The 14,840-nt window shown below is 27.9% G+C and carries 13 protein-coding genes; 6 read left to right on the top strand and 7 right to left on the bottom strand.

Annotation, left to right across the window (positions count from 1 at the left end; genetic code table 11):
* Positions 1 to 41 precede the first annotated feature (41 nt).
* Complete coding sequence (gene topA / locus AVBRAN12640_RS03925) at positions 42 to 2,129, bottom strand: type I DNA topoisomerase (protein ID WP_336608433.1); 2,088 nt, start codon at positions 2,127 to 2,129, stop codon at positions 42 to 44.
* Complete coding sequence (gene ciaB, locus AVBRAN12640_RS03920; protein WP_239803475.1) at positions 2,126 to 3,868, bottom strand: invasion protein CiaB; 1,743 nt, start codon at positions 3,866 to 3,868, stop codon at positions 2,126 to 2,128. The genes topA and ciaB overlap by 4 nt, the downstream gene beginning before the upstream one ends.
* A 93-nt stretch (positions 3,869 to 3,961) precedes the next feature.
* On the opposite strand from ciaB, the gene AVBRAN12640_RS03915 reads away from it, so the two are divergent.
* The 4 genes from AVBRAN12640_RS03915 (at position 3,962) to AVBRAN12640_RS03900 (ending at position 8,357) form a co-directional block, all read left to right on the top strand.
* The gene (locus AVBRAN12640_RS03915) at positions 3,962 to 4,777 is read left to right on the top strand and encodes a flagellar hook capping FlgD N-terminal domain-containing protein (RefSeq protein ID WP_214149753.1); all 816 of its coding nucleotides are present in this window, start codon (positions 3,962 to 3,964) and stop codon (positions 4,775 to 4,777) included.
* The gene (locus tag AVBRAN12640_RS03910) at positions 4,774 to 6,321 is read left to right on the top strand and encodes a flagellar hook-basal body complex protein (RefSeq protein ID WP_214115776.1); all 1,548 of its coding nucleotides are present in this window, start codon (positions 4,774 to 4,776) and stop codon (positions 6,319 to 6,321) included. Before AVBRAN12640_RS03915 ends, AVBRAN12640_RS03910 begins: the two co-directional genes overlap by 4 nt.
* Positions 6,322 to 7,167: 846 nt before the next feature.
* Positions 7,168 to 8,043: a permease gene (locus tag AVBRAN12640_RS03905; protein WP_239803478.1), complete on the top strand. Its 876-nt coding sequence runs from the start codon at positions 7,168 to 7,170 to the stop codon at positions 8,041 to 8,043.
* Positions 8,044 to 8,051: 8 nt separating this feature from the next.
* Positions 8,052 to 8,357 (top strand): ArsR/SmtB family transcription factor, encoded by a 306-nt coding sequence (locus AVBRAN12640_RS03900; RefSeq protein WP_214115774.1) that lies wholly within the window; start codon positions 8,052 to 8,054, stop codon positions 8,355 to 8,357.
* A 12-nt stretch (positions 8,358 to 8,369) separates the two neighbouring features.
* Here AVBRAN12640_RS03900 and gltS read toward each other — a convergent pair whose 3' ends face one another.
* The 5 genes from gltS to nth all read right to left on the bottom strand — a co-directional run bounded on the left by gltS (position 8,370) and on the right by nth (position 12,896).
* The gene (gene gltS, locus AVBRAN12640_RS03895) at positions 8,370 to 9,671 is read right to left on the bottom strand and encodes a sodium/glutamate symporter (RefSeq protein WP_336608432.1); all 1,302 of its coding nucleotides are present in this window, start codon (positions 9,669 to 9,671) and stop codon (positions 8,370 to 8,372) included.
* A 178-nt stretch (positions 9,672 to 9,849) separates the two neighbouring features.
* Positions 9,850 to 10,038: a hypothetical protein gene (locus AVBRAN12640_RS03890; protein WP_214115772.1), complete on the bottom strand. Its 189-nt coding sequence runs from the start codon at positions 10,036 to 10,038 to the stop codon at positions 9,850 to 9,852.
* A gap of 212 nt (positions 10,039 to 10,250) precedes the next feature.
* Positions 10,251 to 11,051, bottom strand: a complete 801-nt coding sequence (locus tag AVBRAN12640_RS03885) for a YihY family inner membrane protein (protein WP_214115771.1) — start codon at positions 11,049 to 11,051, stop codon at positions 10,251 to 10,253.
* Complete coding sequence (locus AVBRAN12640_RS03880; RefSeq protein ID WP_336608431.1) at positions 11,048 to 12,292, bottom strand: ComEC/Rec2 family competence protein; 1,245 nt, start codon at positions 12,290 to 12,292, stop codon at positions 11,048 to 11,050. Before AVBRAN12640_RS03880 ends, AVBRAN12640_RS03885 begins: the two co-directional genes overlap by 4 nt.
* Positions 12,255 to 12,896 (bottom strand): endonuclease III, encoded by a 642-nt coding sequence (gene nth, locus AVBRAN12640_RS03875; protein ID WP_214120119.1) that lies wholly within the window; start codon positions 12,894 to 12,896, stop codon positions 12,255 to 12,257. Before nth ends, AVBRAN12640_RS03880 begins: the two co-directional genes overlap by 38 nt.
* Before the next feature lie 74 nt (positions 12,897 to 12,970).
* On the opposite strand from nth, the gene AVBRAN12640_RS03870 reads away from it, so the two are divergent.
* Both AVBRAN12640_RS03870 and fbaA read left to right on the top strand, forming a co-directional pair.
* On the top strand, positions 12,971 to 13,780 hold the full coding sequence (locus AVBRAN12640_RS03870) for a peptidylprolyl isomerase (RefSeq protein ID WP_214120118.1): 810 nt from the start codon (positions 12,971 to 12,973) through the stop codon (positions 13,778 to 13,780).
* Positions 13,781 to 13,789: 9 nt separating this feature from the next.
* Complete coding sequence (gene fbaA / locus AVBRAN12640_RS03865) at positions 13,790 to 14,839, top strand: class II fructose-bisphosphate aldolase (protein WP_214115767.1); 1,050 nt, start codon at positions 13,790 to 13,792, stop codon at positions 14,837 to 14,839.
* Position 14,840: the final 1 nt, after the last annotated feature.

Here is a 14,840-nt window from a genome sequence, read left to right as displayed (position 1 = left end):
AAAATAGAATTTGTAATTAGGATTAATTACAAATTCTTTTATTATTTTTCTATTTTTGTTTTACAATCTAAGCACTCTATAAATGTGCCTTTTTTAAGTTCTTTTATAATCATTATTCCGCCACAATTAGCGCATTTTTCTTTAGCTAGTGGGTATGAGCTAATGAAATTACATTTAGGATAAGAACTGCACCCATAAAATGCACCCCTTTTAGAAAATCTTTGCACCAAATCGCTACCACATTTAGGGCAAGGGACATCTAGTTTTACTAATTCTTTTTTAGGTTTTTCTTCTTTGTTTTCGGTTTTTGTATTGTTTAAATTCCTTGAATATTTGCATTTTGGATAACCACTACAAGCTACGAATTTACCGAATTTGCCTTCACGAATTAGCAATTCTTTACCACAATCAGGGCAATTTTCTCCTAGTTTTTCTACTTGTTTTTGACTTTGAATACTTGTTTTTCCATCGTTGATTTTAGTGATAAATGGCTCATAAAATTCATTTAAAACCTCATCTAAATCACGCCCATGAGTTGCAATCTCATCTAAACGCTCTTCCATATTGCTAGTAAATTTCGCATCTACTATTTGCATAAAATGTTCTTCTAAAAATTCTATGATTTTTTCGCCTTTTTCTGTAGGGATTAGTTGTTTTTTCTCTAACTTCACATAATCTCTATCAATTAAAAGGCTTGTTGTAGGTGCGTAAGTGCTAGGACGACCTATGCCTAATTCTTCAAGTTGTTTAATAAGACTTGCTTCGTTGTATCTTGCAGGTGGCTCTGTGTGTAAGGTCTTTATTTTTGAGCTTTGTAAAGTCATTTTATCGCCTTTATTTAAAGCAGGTAAAATCTTATCTCCACTAGCATCATCATTCAATCTTAAATGTCCATCAAAAAGCACTCTTCTTCCACTTAGTTTAAACTTCGCCTTATTACTTGTGATATAAATTGTATTGTTTTCTATCTTCGCATCAGCCATTTGGGTCATTAAAAATCTATCATAAATTAATTTATACAATTTATATTCATCAGCCTTTAAATATTCTTTAGCAATTTCAGGAGTAAAGCTAACATTAGTTACACGAATAGCTTCGTGAGCTTCTTGAGCGCCTTTGCTTTTAGTCTCATAAACTCTTGCTTTAGTCGGTAAATATTCTTTGCCATAGTCTTTTGCGATTTGCTCTCTTGCTGATTTTATTGCTTCTTCGCTTAAGTTTAAGCTATCAGTTCTCATATAAGTAATTGCACCCATAAATCCTGTGTGAGTTTGAACGCCTTCATATAAAGTCTGTGCTAACATCATAGTTTTTTTAGGAGAAAAACCTAATTTAGAACTAGCAGCTTGTTGTAAAGTAGAAGTCATAAAAGGTGGCTTTGGACTATCTTTACGCTCTTTTATACTGATTTCATCTACTATAAAATCCGAGCTTTTAATGTGTTTTAGGATTTCTTCGGCTAAGGCTTTTTCAGTAATGCTTGTTTTTGATAATTTCTTGTTATCAAATTCTATTAATTCTACTTCTAAATCTGTTTTAAACTTAGTATCAAGTTCATAATACTCAATGCTTACGAAATTTCTTATTTCTCGCTCTTTTAAGATAATTAATCTTAAAGCCGCACTTTGAACCCTACCAGCACTAAGCTTGCTTGCTACCTTGCTTGATAATAAGCCACTTAATTTAAAACCCACAATTCTATCTAGCATACGCCTAGCTTGTTGAGCATTTACGCTATTTAAATCTATTTTTCTTGGGTGTTTAATAGCGTTTAAAATAGCGTCTTTTGTAATTTCGTGAAAAACTATTCTATCATAGCCTAAAATATCTCCGCCTAAGATATTTGCTAGATGATATGCAATTGCTTCTCCTTCTCTATCTTCATCGGTTGCTAGTAAGACTTTAGCACCTTTGCTAAGGCTTTTTAATTCTTTTACTATGCTTGAGTGAGTTTTACTGATTTCATAATTAGGTTTAAAATGTCCATCTTCTATATCAATTCCTAATTTATTTTTAGGCAAATCCCTAATATGACCTTTAGACGCAATTACGCTATATTCACTACCTACAAATCTTGAAATTGTTTTAGCTTTGCTTGGTGATTCTACTATTATTAGGGTATTACTCATTCGTTCTCCTTGATTAAAACATTGGCAAATTCATCATATAATTTTCTATATTCATCGCCAAGTTTTACTAAATCTTTATTTGTGCTAATGTATTCTAAATCCTTTAACACTGCATAATCTTTTAAAAAATTATTTGCATTTTCTTTTTTAAGATAAGTTTTTGCAAGTTCGTTATATACATTTAAAAATTCCTTTTGAAAATCTTCAAATTTTTCTAAATCAACACTTAATAAAGTATCATTTGAAAAGCTTAAAACCTTGCTTTTAAATAATATTGCTAAAAATATCAAACCTTCACAATAATAAGGCTCTATTTCTTTAGTGCTTTTATAAGCCATTAAAGATACTGCTCTACTTGTTATATTTGCTAATAAGGCCTTTTTGTATTTTTCATCAAAATGATTGCAAAAATCATATATCCCACCAGCACTTGCTTTAAATTCTTCAATATTTTTAAATACTCCATTAGTATTCATTAAGCTTTCTGTATCGCTACCTATAAAGAAAATATGTCCTGCTTCGTGTCCAATGGTGCTAATCTCATAAATCTTTTTCCATAAAAACTCATCATTTAATACGCTTTTATTGTAGTCGTTAAAGGCTTTATCAAATACTTTTTGATTTAGCATTGTTCTTGGTTTTGATTTTGTTTTTTTATAGACAAAATCTAAAAATGCAAATATTTTTTTGCCATAATTTGCTGATACAAATTCATCATTTGGCACAACTTGAGCTGAAAATAAGCCATTTAATTCTGCTCCATAATAAAGTATAGGTTTGCTAATATGAAGCTCAATTTTGTCTAAATTAGCTAGGCTTAGATTTAATGCGTTTTGATTAGTTATATTAGCGTTTTTATAAGCTTTATTTAAGCTATTTTTCATCTTATTAACAAAACTTTCACTATTAAAATCATAATTATCATCAATTCTAATATCCCACTCAAGTGCTACTGAATGAGTAAATGCGTCTTCGTAATATTCTAAAAAATGCCCAACTTGAATGAAGTCTTTTGCCCCCATCCAAGCTATTTCAGCATTTTGCCAAGGCTTTAGGCTAAGCTCTTTACTCATTAAAGCATTTTGCAAGGCTTTAAGATATTTTATATATGCTTCATTTTTATGATTTAATTTAAAAAACTCATTAAAGTATTCATCAATCTTTTTAAATTCTTCTTCAAAATATAAAGAATATGGTAAAAGCTCTGGTTTAGTATCCAAATTAATTGCTATTGCATAAATCCTAGTAGCTATTTCATCATTTTCATCAAGATAATAAAGCTTATTATTTTTTATAAACTCATAAGGATTTTCTAAACTTTTAAAAAATTCATTATTTTTTTCAATTGCCTTATCCCATTTAGGCTGAATACTATTAAAAACAAGACCGATTTTATGCACTAGTTTTAATAAATCTACATAAAATTTATCTAAACAAGGGCTTAATTTTTCAATGATTTTTATATGTCTTTGCTCGTAAAATTCTTTTACTCTTTTATATGCTAAATCCTTTGCTTTTGCTAAGTTTATATTATTTTTTTTGCAAGTATTTTCATAATTTGTAGTATTTAGCTCAATAATTCTTAATAAATATGAATTGAAATTCATATCATTTATCTCTAAGCCAAGTTCTTTTAAATCATTATTGATAAGTCTTGCTAAATCGTGATTGCTTGATGAGTTTAATTTGTATAATGAGAATAATTCTTCTTCGTGCTCTTTTATGATTTTTCCTAACATTTTTGCTCCTTTTTTCGCATTTTGCCAAAAAATATTTAAATATGGAACACACTTTGCTATATAAGTAAAAATATTTTTAAACAAGGATAGAAAATGGCAATTTCACCTATGAATAATACTGCTATGAGTGTTAATACAAGTATCGCTGCACAAAATGCTAATACGCTTTCTGATAAGCAAAAATCAGAGGGCTTTAGTCTTGATAATACCATTCATACAAGTGATGTAAAAAAGCAAGAAGCAGATGCAAAAGCCTTAAAAGAAGCCGATGGGACTAATCCAAATTCTAAGATTTCTCAAGAAGCTTTTATGAGATTATTGCTTGAAGAATTAAAGCATCAAGACCCAACAAGTCCAATGGATAGTGATAAAATGCTAACTCAAACAAGCCAACTAGCAGCTCTTGAAACTCAAGAAAAAACTAATAAAACTATGGATGAATTAGCTAAGAGAATGGAATTACTTAGCAATAGTGTAGGAATTGGTATGATTAATGCGGTTGGTAAAATGGCTGTGCTTAAAAAAGATACCTTTACTCACGATGGTAAGGCTGTTGATTTGCCGTTTAACTTATACTTTCCAAATGGTGCTCCAAATGATGTAGTAATAGGTGTATTTAACTCAAATAAAGAGCAAATTGACGCAATTAAAGTTGATAAAGACATTATTCAAAAAGGTAATAATAATTTTATTTGGGATACTAGATATGAAGATGGAACTATTAGAGAGAAAGGCGATTTTAAATTCGTAGCTCAATATGAAGATGAACACGGAAATATAGTTCAAATTCCTAGCGGGTATTTTAAGGTTGATGGGGTTACTTTTGAAGATGGTAAAGCTTATTTAAACGCTTCTGGTATTAAAATCAGCTTTGATGATATAGCACAATTTCAGGATGAAAAACTATGATGCGTTCATTTTATAACGGGGTTAGTGGGGTAAAAACTCATAGTTTTGGAATGGATTTATTAGCTAATAACATTTCAAACATAAACACCGTTGGCTACAAGGCTGCTATGCCTGAATTTAAAGACATATTTTATCAAACAGGCAATGATGTTGGTGGCTTAAATAATTTTGGGGCAAATCAAGTTGGACTTGCTGCAAGTGGTTTAAGCTCAACTTTTTCTCAAAAACAAGGAGCTTTAGTTTCTAGTCAAAATACCTTTGATGTAGCACTTGAAGGTAAGGGATTTTATGGCATAAAAGATTACGATGGTAATACTTATTATACTAGAAATGGGGCTTTTAATATTGATAGCGATTTTAATTTGGTTGATAGTTTTGGAAGATTTGTGCTAGGGACTATGAATGCTGGATTTAATGCGAGTGCTATGAGTGAAAATATTAAAGAAATGTTTGGAAAAGTTAGTTCAAATGCTGGTTTTACAATATCTAATAATGATTTAGATATTAAACTAAACGCACCAAACGCACAAACTCCTATAACATTGCCAAGAACACTTTTTATGAATGCAGTAGCAACTACAAATGTAAATATTAAAGCAAATCTTAGCAATGCTTTTCACGAAGAAGATAAGTATATAAATCTTGATAATATTGAATTAGAAATTGATAATAATAAAAGCACTTTTAAAGCAAGTAATCTTGAGCCTAATGCTAGAATTTTATTAGAAGTTGATAGGGGAGATGGAAGCGATACTATAGAAGCATTTGCTGATGAGTTTGGGAATTTAGAAAAGACAATTAGCGGGAATGTAAATAGCTTTAGTGCAAGGCAAGTAAAGACTATTAATGTAGGTGCTAATAATAAATTTGATATAGCAACTTATGATGCGAATGGAAATATTAGAAAAATTGATTTGCAAATACAAGCTATTGATAAGCTTAATTTTAAAGCTACTGCTATTTTAAAAGATACTCAAGGAAATACTATTAGTGAAGCTAGTGGGAATATTATTTTTAATACCGATGGTTCATTAAATACAAATGAATTAAATCAAATAGATGGAATAAATCTAAATCTAGGAAGCCCAAGAGTTGATGGCAAGGGTGGATATGATGGATTAACTTGTATTGATAATGCAAAAATAGAGCGTTATGTAGAAGCAAACGGCTATCCAGCAGGAGTTTTAAAAGATTATGCTATTGATGAAAGGGGCAATATATTAGCTAATTTTACCAATGGTAAATCTCAAGCTGTAGCTAAGTTTGCAGTGTTTAATTTCGTAAATGAGCAAGGCTTACATAAAAATGGAGAAAATGAGTTCAGCACTACTCCTGATAGTGGAAATCCTATATTTTTTACCGACGCAAATGGTAATGTAATAAACTCATATAAAATCAAATCAAATTATTTAGAGCAAAGCAATGTGGATTTAGGCACGGAGCTTACTCAAGTGATTATTTTTCAAAAGGCTTATGAAGCAAATGCTAAGAGTATCACAACAGCCGATCAAATGCTAAAACGCGCAATAGAGATGAAAAAATAATACAAAATAAATTATATTTAGCACAATTTTTCGTGTTAAATATAATTAAAAATATATTTTAAATAAATTATTTAGTATAAAAATATTTAAAAATTGTGTGTTTAATACTATTTTTAAAATATTTTCTACTAAATATTAGATATAAATGCTTTATTTTTAAGAGATAAATTATTAGTTTTACTTAATTAGTATTTTGGAATTATTTTTGATTTATAAGAACAATATTTTATGGTAATTTTTAATATGTTTTGATTTTGTTACTTGAAAAAGTTTTATTATTTATACAATTTATTTTACTTATAATTTAACTTTATATCAATTTAACTTATACATAATCATATAGTAATTAGACTAAACATAATTTTTAATTTTACTTATTGCTATTTTTAAGAAAGATTAATTTATAGCTAAAATTAAGGATTATTTAGAGTATGTTTTAGACTTGTTTGATTATAAATATATTTTTAGTGAGTATGTTTTTATTGTAGGTGGTATTTTTGATAATCAGTTATTATTAAAGCATTAAATATATAAATGAGCTAATTTTATTACTTTTTTAAAAGAGCAAAATTAGATATTTTGTTATAAGAAGATAAATAGCTTTTGAGTATGATTGTAATAGCAATGGTTGATGAATTGCCAAATCCTAAAAAGAAGCTTAAAAATAGTATAAATTGTATTAGTAATTAAAATATTTATAAAAATTCTTAATTTTAAATTCTCATAGCTATTTTGATTGAAATCTTGTGAAAAGTATTTAATATATTTATAATATATCAAGATAACTTGATATTTAGAATACTATAATAAATTTTCAAAATTATTTTATTTTGAAAAAGGATTTTTATGGAATTTACAAGTGAGAAATTATTAGAAACTTTTTATGAGTTTTTGTTTTTAACTGCTGAAATAAGCTTTTTATTTATTTTTATCAATATGATTATGTTTTATATTAATTCAAGATATAGCTTTAATAAATATTTAAAAAATAATGTTTTTTCATATTTTATAGCAATATTTTTAGGCTCAATTACTACTTTTTGTTCTTGTTCAACTATACCTGTTTTTAATTCTTTAATTAAAAATAATATTAATCACGGAGTAGCTAGTGCTTTTTTACTAACTTCGCCATTAATTAATCCTATGCTAATTACTATGCTACTTAGTGCATTTGGTTTTAGCATAACTTTTTATTACATTATTTATATAGTTATATTTGTATTTATTATAAGCTATTTAATAGGTTTAATACCTGCAAGATTGCTATTAAAAGATATTGTAACTAAAGAATTTCAATTTAATCAAAATACCAAGCTTAATTTGTATGAATGTTTATACAAGTCTTTAAAATCATATAATGATATTTTTTATTATGTATTATTTGGTATGTTAATAGGTGCTTTTTTGCATAATTTTATGCCTGTTGAATTTATTAAAGATTATTTATCTAGTTTTGGAATTTATGGTATATTTTTGGCTAGTTTTGTTGGTTTGTTGCTTTATATACAAACTTGCTTGATTATTCCATTGGGAGTAACTTTAATAAATGTTGGGTTTCCTATCGGTATATTTTTTAGTTTTTTAATAGCTGGTGGGGGTTGTTCTTTACCTGAATTAATTTTACTTAGGTCAATGTTTAAAATTCGTATGATGATAATATTTATCATTAGTATTTTATCAATGGCAAATATTTTTGGAATTTTACTTTATTTATTTTATTAAGGATTAAAATGAAGAATTTATTAAATTATACAGCAGCTATAAATGATGAAACTAGGCTTAAAATCTTAGCTTTTTTAGATATTCATAAAAAATGTTGCGTATGTGAGATATGTGAGAGTTTTGAAATGCTTCAGTCTAGGATTTCAAGGCATTTAAAGATATTAAAAGATGCTGATTTATTAATAGCCAGTAGAGATGGGGCGTTTATTTATTATGAGATAAATTATGAAAATACTAAAGAGATTTTAGAGCTTTTAAAAAAGGCTAATTTTACTTTACCTGATTTAAAAACCCCAAAAGAATGTAATTCCTAGAAAATCTAGGAATTAAAATAAAAATCCAACAAAGCCATTAACAACAAGAGCATTTACAATGTCTACTAAAAATCCACCCATAATAGGAACGATAATAAATGCTATTTTGCAAGGTCCGAAGTGATTTGTTACTGCTTGAAGATTTGCAATCGCAGTTGGAGTTGCACCCATACCAAAGCCACAATGTCCTGCTACAAGGCAAGCTGCTGCGTAGTTTTTGCCACAAATAACAAAGGTTACATATCTTACATAAATAATAATTGCTATTGTTTGAATTATTAATAAAACGCTGATCGGAACAGCTAATTTTATAAGTTCAACGATATTTAAAGTCATAATTGACATAGCAAGGAATAATGATAAAGCCACATTTCCTATCACACCTACTTCTCTATCAAATACTTTATGAATATTTAGTGAGCTAAAGCCATTTCTAATAATAATACCTGAAAATAAGCACCATACAAATGTCGGCATACTATCTAAGAATTTTAAAAAGCCAATTTCTTTATTGGTAGCTACATTTGCTGCTTGGCACGCATAATCAATTGCATTACCAATCACTAAAGCAAGAGCAATTAAACTTAAGCTTGTAATAAAACTATAACTTGTAATTAATCTTACTTTTTGCGGACTTGTAAATGCTTCATCACTTGATGTTTCGTTGTTTTCTACTTCATCGCTTTTTAGATTAAATTTTTTGATTAAATAATTCGCCATAGGACCACCAATAAGCCCACCAGAAATTAATCCATAAGTAGCACACGCCATTGCTATATCAGTTGCTTGTGCGAAATTATAAGGTGCTTCTTGAAATGTAGCTCCCCAAGCAGCACCAGTTCCGTGTCCGCCACTAAGTGTAATTGAGCCACCAAGTAAGCCTATTAATGGATTTTCACCCATAGCACTCATTACTCCAACACCAATTGCGTTTTGAACCACTAATAAGACGAAAACAGCAATTGAGAAAGTAATTAGTAATTTCCCGCCCTTTTTGATACTATCAAAATCAGCACTAAGCCCAACCGTTGCATAAAATGCTAATAAAAGTGGGGTTTTTATATCTTCTGCGAATTTGATTGTAAAATTTGCATAATAACTAGATAAGAATAAAATAAATGCTACTATGATACCACCAGTTACAGGCTCTGGAATATCGTAATTTCTTAAAAAGCTAGAATATTTAGTAATTATTCTACCCAAAATTAAGACAAGCATAATACAAATAAATGTGCTATAAAAATTAAGTTCAAGCACACTAGTGCCATTATCATTGCTAAGCAAAGTTGCAATACCGAGATTGATTTTTTCCATTAAAACTCCTTTTATTAAATCGCTTTATTTTGTCTTAAAATATTTAATTTGTTACAAATATAAGCAATTAATTTTATTTTTTTAAAAAAGTGAGTAATTTTGTAATAATTTTGAGATTTTATTTAATAAAGTTTTGATTGATATATAAAGAAGAGCTACCTAAAAGGTAGCTTAGAAATTATTTGCTTTCAGCGTCTTTTTTTTCTGCTTCTGGCTCAACTGCAACTGCTTGTGCGTTTGCATCAGCATTTTCTACTGATTGAGTTTGTTCTACTGGTTGAACTTTTGTAGCGTCTGTATTTTCTTCTGCGAATAAACCTGCACTAAATGCACCTAAGATAGCTGTTAAAACTAATAACTTTTTCATTTTTTCTTCCTTTTTAATTAAAATGCGCCGGCATTCTACTCCTACAATCTTAAACTTTACTTAAAAAAAATAAATTTTGAAAAAATATTCTGAAATTCCTAATATATAGTCAAATTAGCGATTTTAAATTAGCAAAATATTTATAAAATTATTAAATATATTTATATAATTTAAATTAAACAATTATGGATTTTAAAATAGGAATTTAGTTCCTATTTTGTTGATTTTGTTTTTGCATTATCTGTGTTTAGTAAAGAACTAATTCTTACTCCATTAAGATAAATTATCCAAGAAAAATAAAGCCATATAAAGAAAAATAAAACAGCAGAAAAACTACCATAAATGCTAGCATATACTTTATTTAATGATATATAAAATACAAAAAGACTTTTAAAAATGCTCCAAACTAAAGCTACTAAAAAGCTTACTAGAGCTATGATTTTAGGATTTAAATGTTTATTAATTGATATATGAAAACATACAAAAAACAAAGCCCAAATGATTAAAAAAGGTAAAATCCCTAAGAAATTAAATTTAAGTCCTATTGCATCTATATATTTTTGAATTTTATAACTTAAATAAAAGCTAGTTAATAATCCTAAAGGCGCTAGAGTAATTAGCGACCAATATGTGCTAAGCGATGAAAAAAAGCCCTTTTTAGGAGTATTGCTAATGTGCGAGATGGTATTTTCATAAGCATTAAAAAACATAAATAAAGCAAAAACCATAGCGATAATTCCTGCTACATCAAGTTTTGTGCTATTTTGTAAAAATTGTTCTATGTAATTTACAGAATTTGCTTCTTGGTTTGGTAAAATTAAGCTAAATATAAAATTATTTAATTGGCTGCTTTGTTCTTTAAAACTTGGCATATGAGCGAATACAAAAAAACTTAAAGATAAAATCGGAATAATATTTAAAACACTATAAAAAGAAAGCGAGCTAGCGTGTTGTAAAATACCTTTATCACTTACATTAATGATTGTTTTTAAAATGTGTAAAATCTTTTTCATAAAAATCCTAGATAAATAAAAAATATTAAGTTCAAACTTATAACAAAAATTGCTAAATACCTATGAAAAATTGATAAAAAACTAAGTATTAAATAAATGAAAAAATATTTAAATTCTAATTTAAAATTAGTTGCAAACATTTTAAAATCTAAAAATATTAATAAGTATTTATCCAATAAATCTCCTAAATTAATAATATGTAAAAACAAAACTAAAGGATAAAAAATCACAAAAATAGGAGTTAAAATAATCCCTAATAATTGTTGAAAACTAAGCAATGGAAAAAAGTATAAAACAGGTGCAACCATTGCAAAAAAGGTACTAAGTTCAAGGCAGATTAGTTTTGTAAGTGAATTAGCATTAAAATGATAAATAAACAAAAATATATAAAAGACCCCAAGACAAGAGAAGAAAAATCCTACATTAAATAAAAAGCTAGGATTAATAGCAATGCAAATAAAAAATGCTAAAAATAAATGTGAAAAACTAAGAATTTTAATTGCTCTAATTATGAAATAAAATCCCAAAATAGCCATTATAAATGAGCGAAAATAGCTTGCAACTAGACCAATTTCATAAAAATATAAGGCTAAGATTATGAAAATAATTATCCCTAAATCAAAATGAATTGACCTATATGGGAAAAATCTTTTTTGAAAATACTTATAAATAATTGAAAATATAAAGAAAAATATGGAATAAATAAGCCCTAAATGATAGCCTGATATTGCTAGTAAATGTGCAATTCCATAGTAATTTACGCTATCTCTTAAATCCTTGCTAATGCTTTTTGCAAAAAATAAAGCTCCAAAAAATTGCTTCATAGTTAAATTCTCGTGCTGATCTATAAAATAACTTACAAATGCGTTCTCTTTAATCTCTTCTAATTCTTCTAAAGCATAGCTTGGTAAATAAAATCTAGCTTGTAAGTATTCATAAAAATTAAGCTTATTTTTAGCTGCGAATTTTAAGCTGATTTGATTGGATTTAATTTCTTTTTTAGTAGTTGTGTATATTAAAACATCTTTATATGCAAGTGCTAGAACATAATAACTTTTATTATTTTTAGTTTTTGAATAATTATTGTTTATTTTTAACTCATAACTATCTTGTTCTAAAAACTCGCAAAAATCTAAGAATTTCAAATGCACTTGCAAACAAAATACAGCAATTAAAACAATAAATATTATAAAATAATGTTTTTTATTGATTATTAGAGTTCTTTTGCTCTTTATATTCATCACATAAATCGTTTAAAAAACAATTATTACAATCAGGTTTTTTAGCCTTGCAAATATATCTTCCAAACAAAACCATTCCTTTATGCAATTTATCAAGGTCGGTTTTAAATAGTTTTGTAAGCTCTTTAGCACAATCATTAGGAGTTTTTGCATTTGATATTTTTAACCTTTTGCTAACTCTAAAAATATGAGTATCTACAGCCATTACATTTGCACCCAAACTCTCGCATAAAACCACATTAGCAGTCTTTTCTCCAACCCCTGCAAGATTTATTAAATCATCAAATTTCATAGGTATAATTCCTGAATGAAATTCCACAACACTTTTTGCCATTTTGATAAGATTAATTGCTTTATTTTGATAAAAATTACAACTTTTAATTAATTCTTTTATATTCATTAAATTTGCATTTGCTAAAGAATTTATATCAGGATAGTTTGCAAATAAACTTGGTGTTATTAGATTAACCCTACTATCAAGGCATTGAGCTGATAGCATAACACAAACTAAAAGTTCATAATCATTATTAAAAATTAATTCACTTTTTGCGTTTTTATAATTATTTAAAAATCTATTTTTAATTTCTTTTTCTCTTCTTCTCATAATTACTATCTTACTATTTTTTTACACAATATTTGTAAAATGATATATCAAATCAATTGAAAAAGGAAGATATTATGAAAAAAATTTCATTAGTTCTAGCAGGACTTTTATGTGGTGTAAGCTTAAATGCAGCTGTGGTTGCAACTTATAAAGGTGGAGAAATTACAAGCGATGATTTAGCACCTTATTTAGCTCAATTTCAAATAAGCGATGTAAGTGCGCTTCCAAAAGAAGTTAAAGATGGTTTAATAAGAGATGTATTATCAAAAAGACTTTTTGCTAAAGAAGCTGAAAAGATGAAATTAGATAAAGATGCGAAATTTCAATCAGCTTTAAATAGTGCAAAAGAATTATTACTTGCTCAACAATATTTATTGAAAAAATTTGAAGGTATCAAGGTAAGTGATGCTGAAATTAAAAAATATTATGATGAACATTTAAATGATTTTAAAGTTCCTGAAGCTGTAAAAACTAAACATATTTTAGTTGCTAGCGAAGCTGATGCTAAAGAAATATTAAAACAATTAAAAGGTCTTAAAGGAGATAAATTAGTAGCTAAATTTAGCGAACTTGCTAAATCAAAATCACTTGATAAAGGTTCAGGAGCAATGGGTGGCGATTTACCTTATATGAGTGCAAATGAATTAGTTCCTGAGTTTTTCAATGCAGCTAAAAAACTTAAAAAAGATGAAGTTTCAGAACCTGTAAAATCTCAATTTGGTTTTCATGTAATCTTAGGAGAAGATTTTAGAGCTAGCAGACAAGGAAGCTTACAAGAAGCAACTCCATTTATTGAAAATGGTTTAAAAAATGAAAAACATAAAGAATTAATTAAAAACGAAGTTGAGAATTTGATTAAAAATTCAGGCTTACAAGTTAAATAAGGATTTATAATGGGTGTTTTAGAATTGGTAAAACCAGGTGTTATTTATGGTAAAGATTTAGAGCGCGTTTATGCTTACGCAAAAGAAAATAAATTTGCAATTCCAGCAGTAAATGTTGTAGGAACAAATTCTATAAACGCCGCATTAAAAGCTGCTCGTGAAGCAAATTCGCCTATTATTATTCAATTTAGTAATGGCGGAGCTAGTTTTTTTGCAGGAAAAGATTGTCCTAATTCAGCAGTAATTGGGGCAATTGCAGGTGCAAAGTATGTGCATGAAGTAGCAGCTGCTTATGGAGTAGTTGCTATTTTACATACCGATCACGCAGCAAAAAAACTTTTACCTTGGATAGATGATTTAATTAAGGCAAATGAAGAATTTTATGCAATTCATAAAAAACCTTTATTTAGTTCTCATATGCTTGATTTAAGCGAAGAAAGTTTAAACGAAAATATTGAAATTTCTTGCGAATATTTTAAGAAATTTAACGCATTAGAAATCGGTATAGAAATTGAATTAGGTTGCACTGGTGGAGAAGAAGATGGAGTTGATAATACAAATATTGACAATGCTAAATTATACACTCAACCAAGCGATGTAGCACTAGCTCATAAAGAATTAAGCAAAATTGGGACAAATTATACAATCGCAGCAAGTTTTGGTAATGTTCATGGGGTTTATAAACCAGGAAATGTAAGACTTGAGCCAGTAATTTTGCATAATTGTCAAGAATATTTACAAAAGGGTGCAAAACCACTTAATTTTGTATTCCACGGCGGAAGTGGTAGTGAAGCAGAAAAAATCACTGAAGCAATTAATTACGGCGTAATTAAAATGAATATAGATACTGATACTCAATGGGCATTTTGGGATGGTGTTCGTGAATATGAAGTAAAAAATCACGGATATTTACAAGGACAAATCGGAAATCCTGAAGGCGATGATAAGCCTAATAAGAAATATTATGACCCAAGAATGTGGTTAGTTGCTGGAGAAAAATCTATGCAAAAACGCCTTTTACAAGCGTTTAGCGAGTTAAATTGTATGAATAGGAATTAAT

Origin of the sequence: Campylobacter sp. RM12640, from assembly GCF_020137595.1 — a bacterium.
In the GTDB taxonomy this organism is placed as follows: domain Bacteria; phylum Campylobacterota; class Campylobacteria; order Campylobacterales; family Campylobacteraceae; genus Campylobacter_E.
Note: the sequence above shows the minus strand (reverse complement) of the source record. Positions and strands in the feature narration are given on the sequence as shown.

Coding starts and splice junctions, on each gene's coding strand:
- topA (WP_336608433.1), bottom strand. CDS start 2,129: ATGAGTAATACCCTAATAATAGTAGAATCACCAAGCAAAGCTAAAACA.
- ciaB (WP_239803475.1), bottom strand. CDS start 3,868: ATGTTAGGAAAAATCATAAAAGAGCACGAAGAAGAATTATTCTCATTA.
- AVBRAN12640_RS03915 (WP_214149753.1), top strand. CDS start 3,962: ATGGCAATTTCACCTATGAATAATACTGCTATGAGTGTTAATACAAGT.
- AVBRAN12640_RS03910 (WP_214115776.1), top strand. CDS start 4,774: ATGATGCGTTCATTTTATAACGGGGTTAGTGGGGTAAAAACTCATAGT.
- AVBRAN12640_RS03905 (WP_239803478.1), top strand. CDS start 7,168: ATGGAATTTACAAGTGAGAAATTATTAGAAACTTTTTATGAGTTTTTG.
- AVBRAN12640_RS03900 (WP_214115774.1), top strand. CDS start 8,052: ATGAAGAATTTATTAAATTATACAGCAGCTATAAATGATGAAACTAGG.
- gltS (WP_336608432.1), bottom strand. CDS start 9,671: ATGGAAAAAATCAATCTCGGTATTGCAACTTTGCTTAGCAATGATAAT.
- AVBRAN12640_RS03890 (WP_214115772.1), bottom strand. CDS start 10,038: ATGAAAAAGTTATTAGTTTTAACAGCTATCTTAGGTGCATTTAGTGCA.
- AVBRAN12640_RS03885 (WP_214115771.1), bottom strand. CDS start 11,051: ATGAAAAAGATTTTACACATTTTAAAAACAATCATTAATGTAAGTGAT.
- AVBRAN12640_RS03880 (WP_336608431.1), bottom strand. CDS start 12,292: ATGAATATAAAGAGCAAAAGAACTCTAATAATCAATAAAAAACATTAT.
- nth (WP_214120119.1), bottom strand. CDS start 12,896: ATGAGAAGAAGAGAAAAAGAAATTAAAAATAGATTTTTAAATAATTAT.
- AVBRAN12640_RS03870 (WP_214120118.1), top strand. CDS start 12,971: ATGAAAAAAATTTCATTAGTTCTAGCAGGACTTTTATGTGGTGTAAGC.
- fbaA (WP_214115767.1), top strand. CDS start 13,790: ATGGGTGTTTTAGAATTGGTAAAACCAGGTGTTATTTATGGTAAAGAT.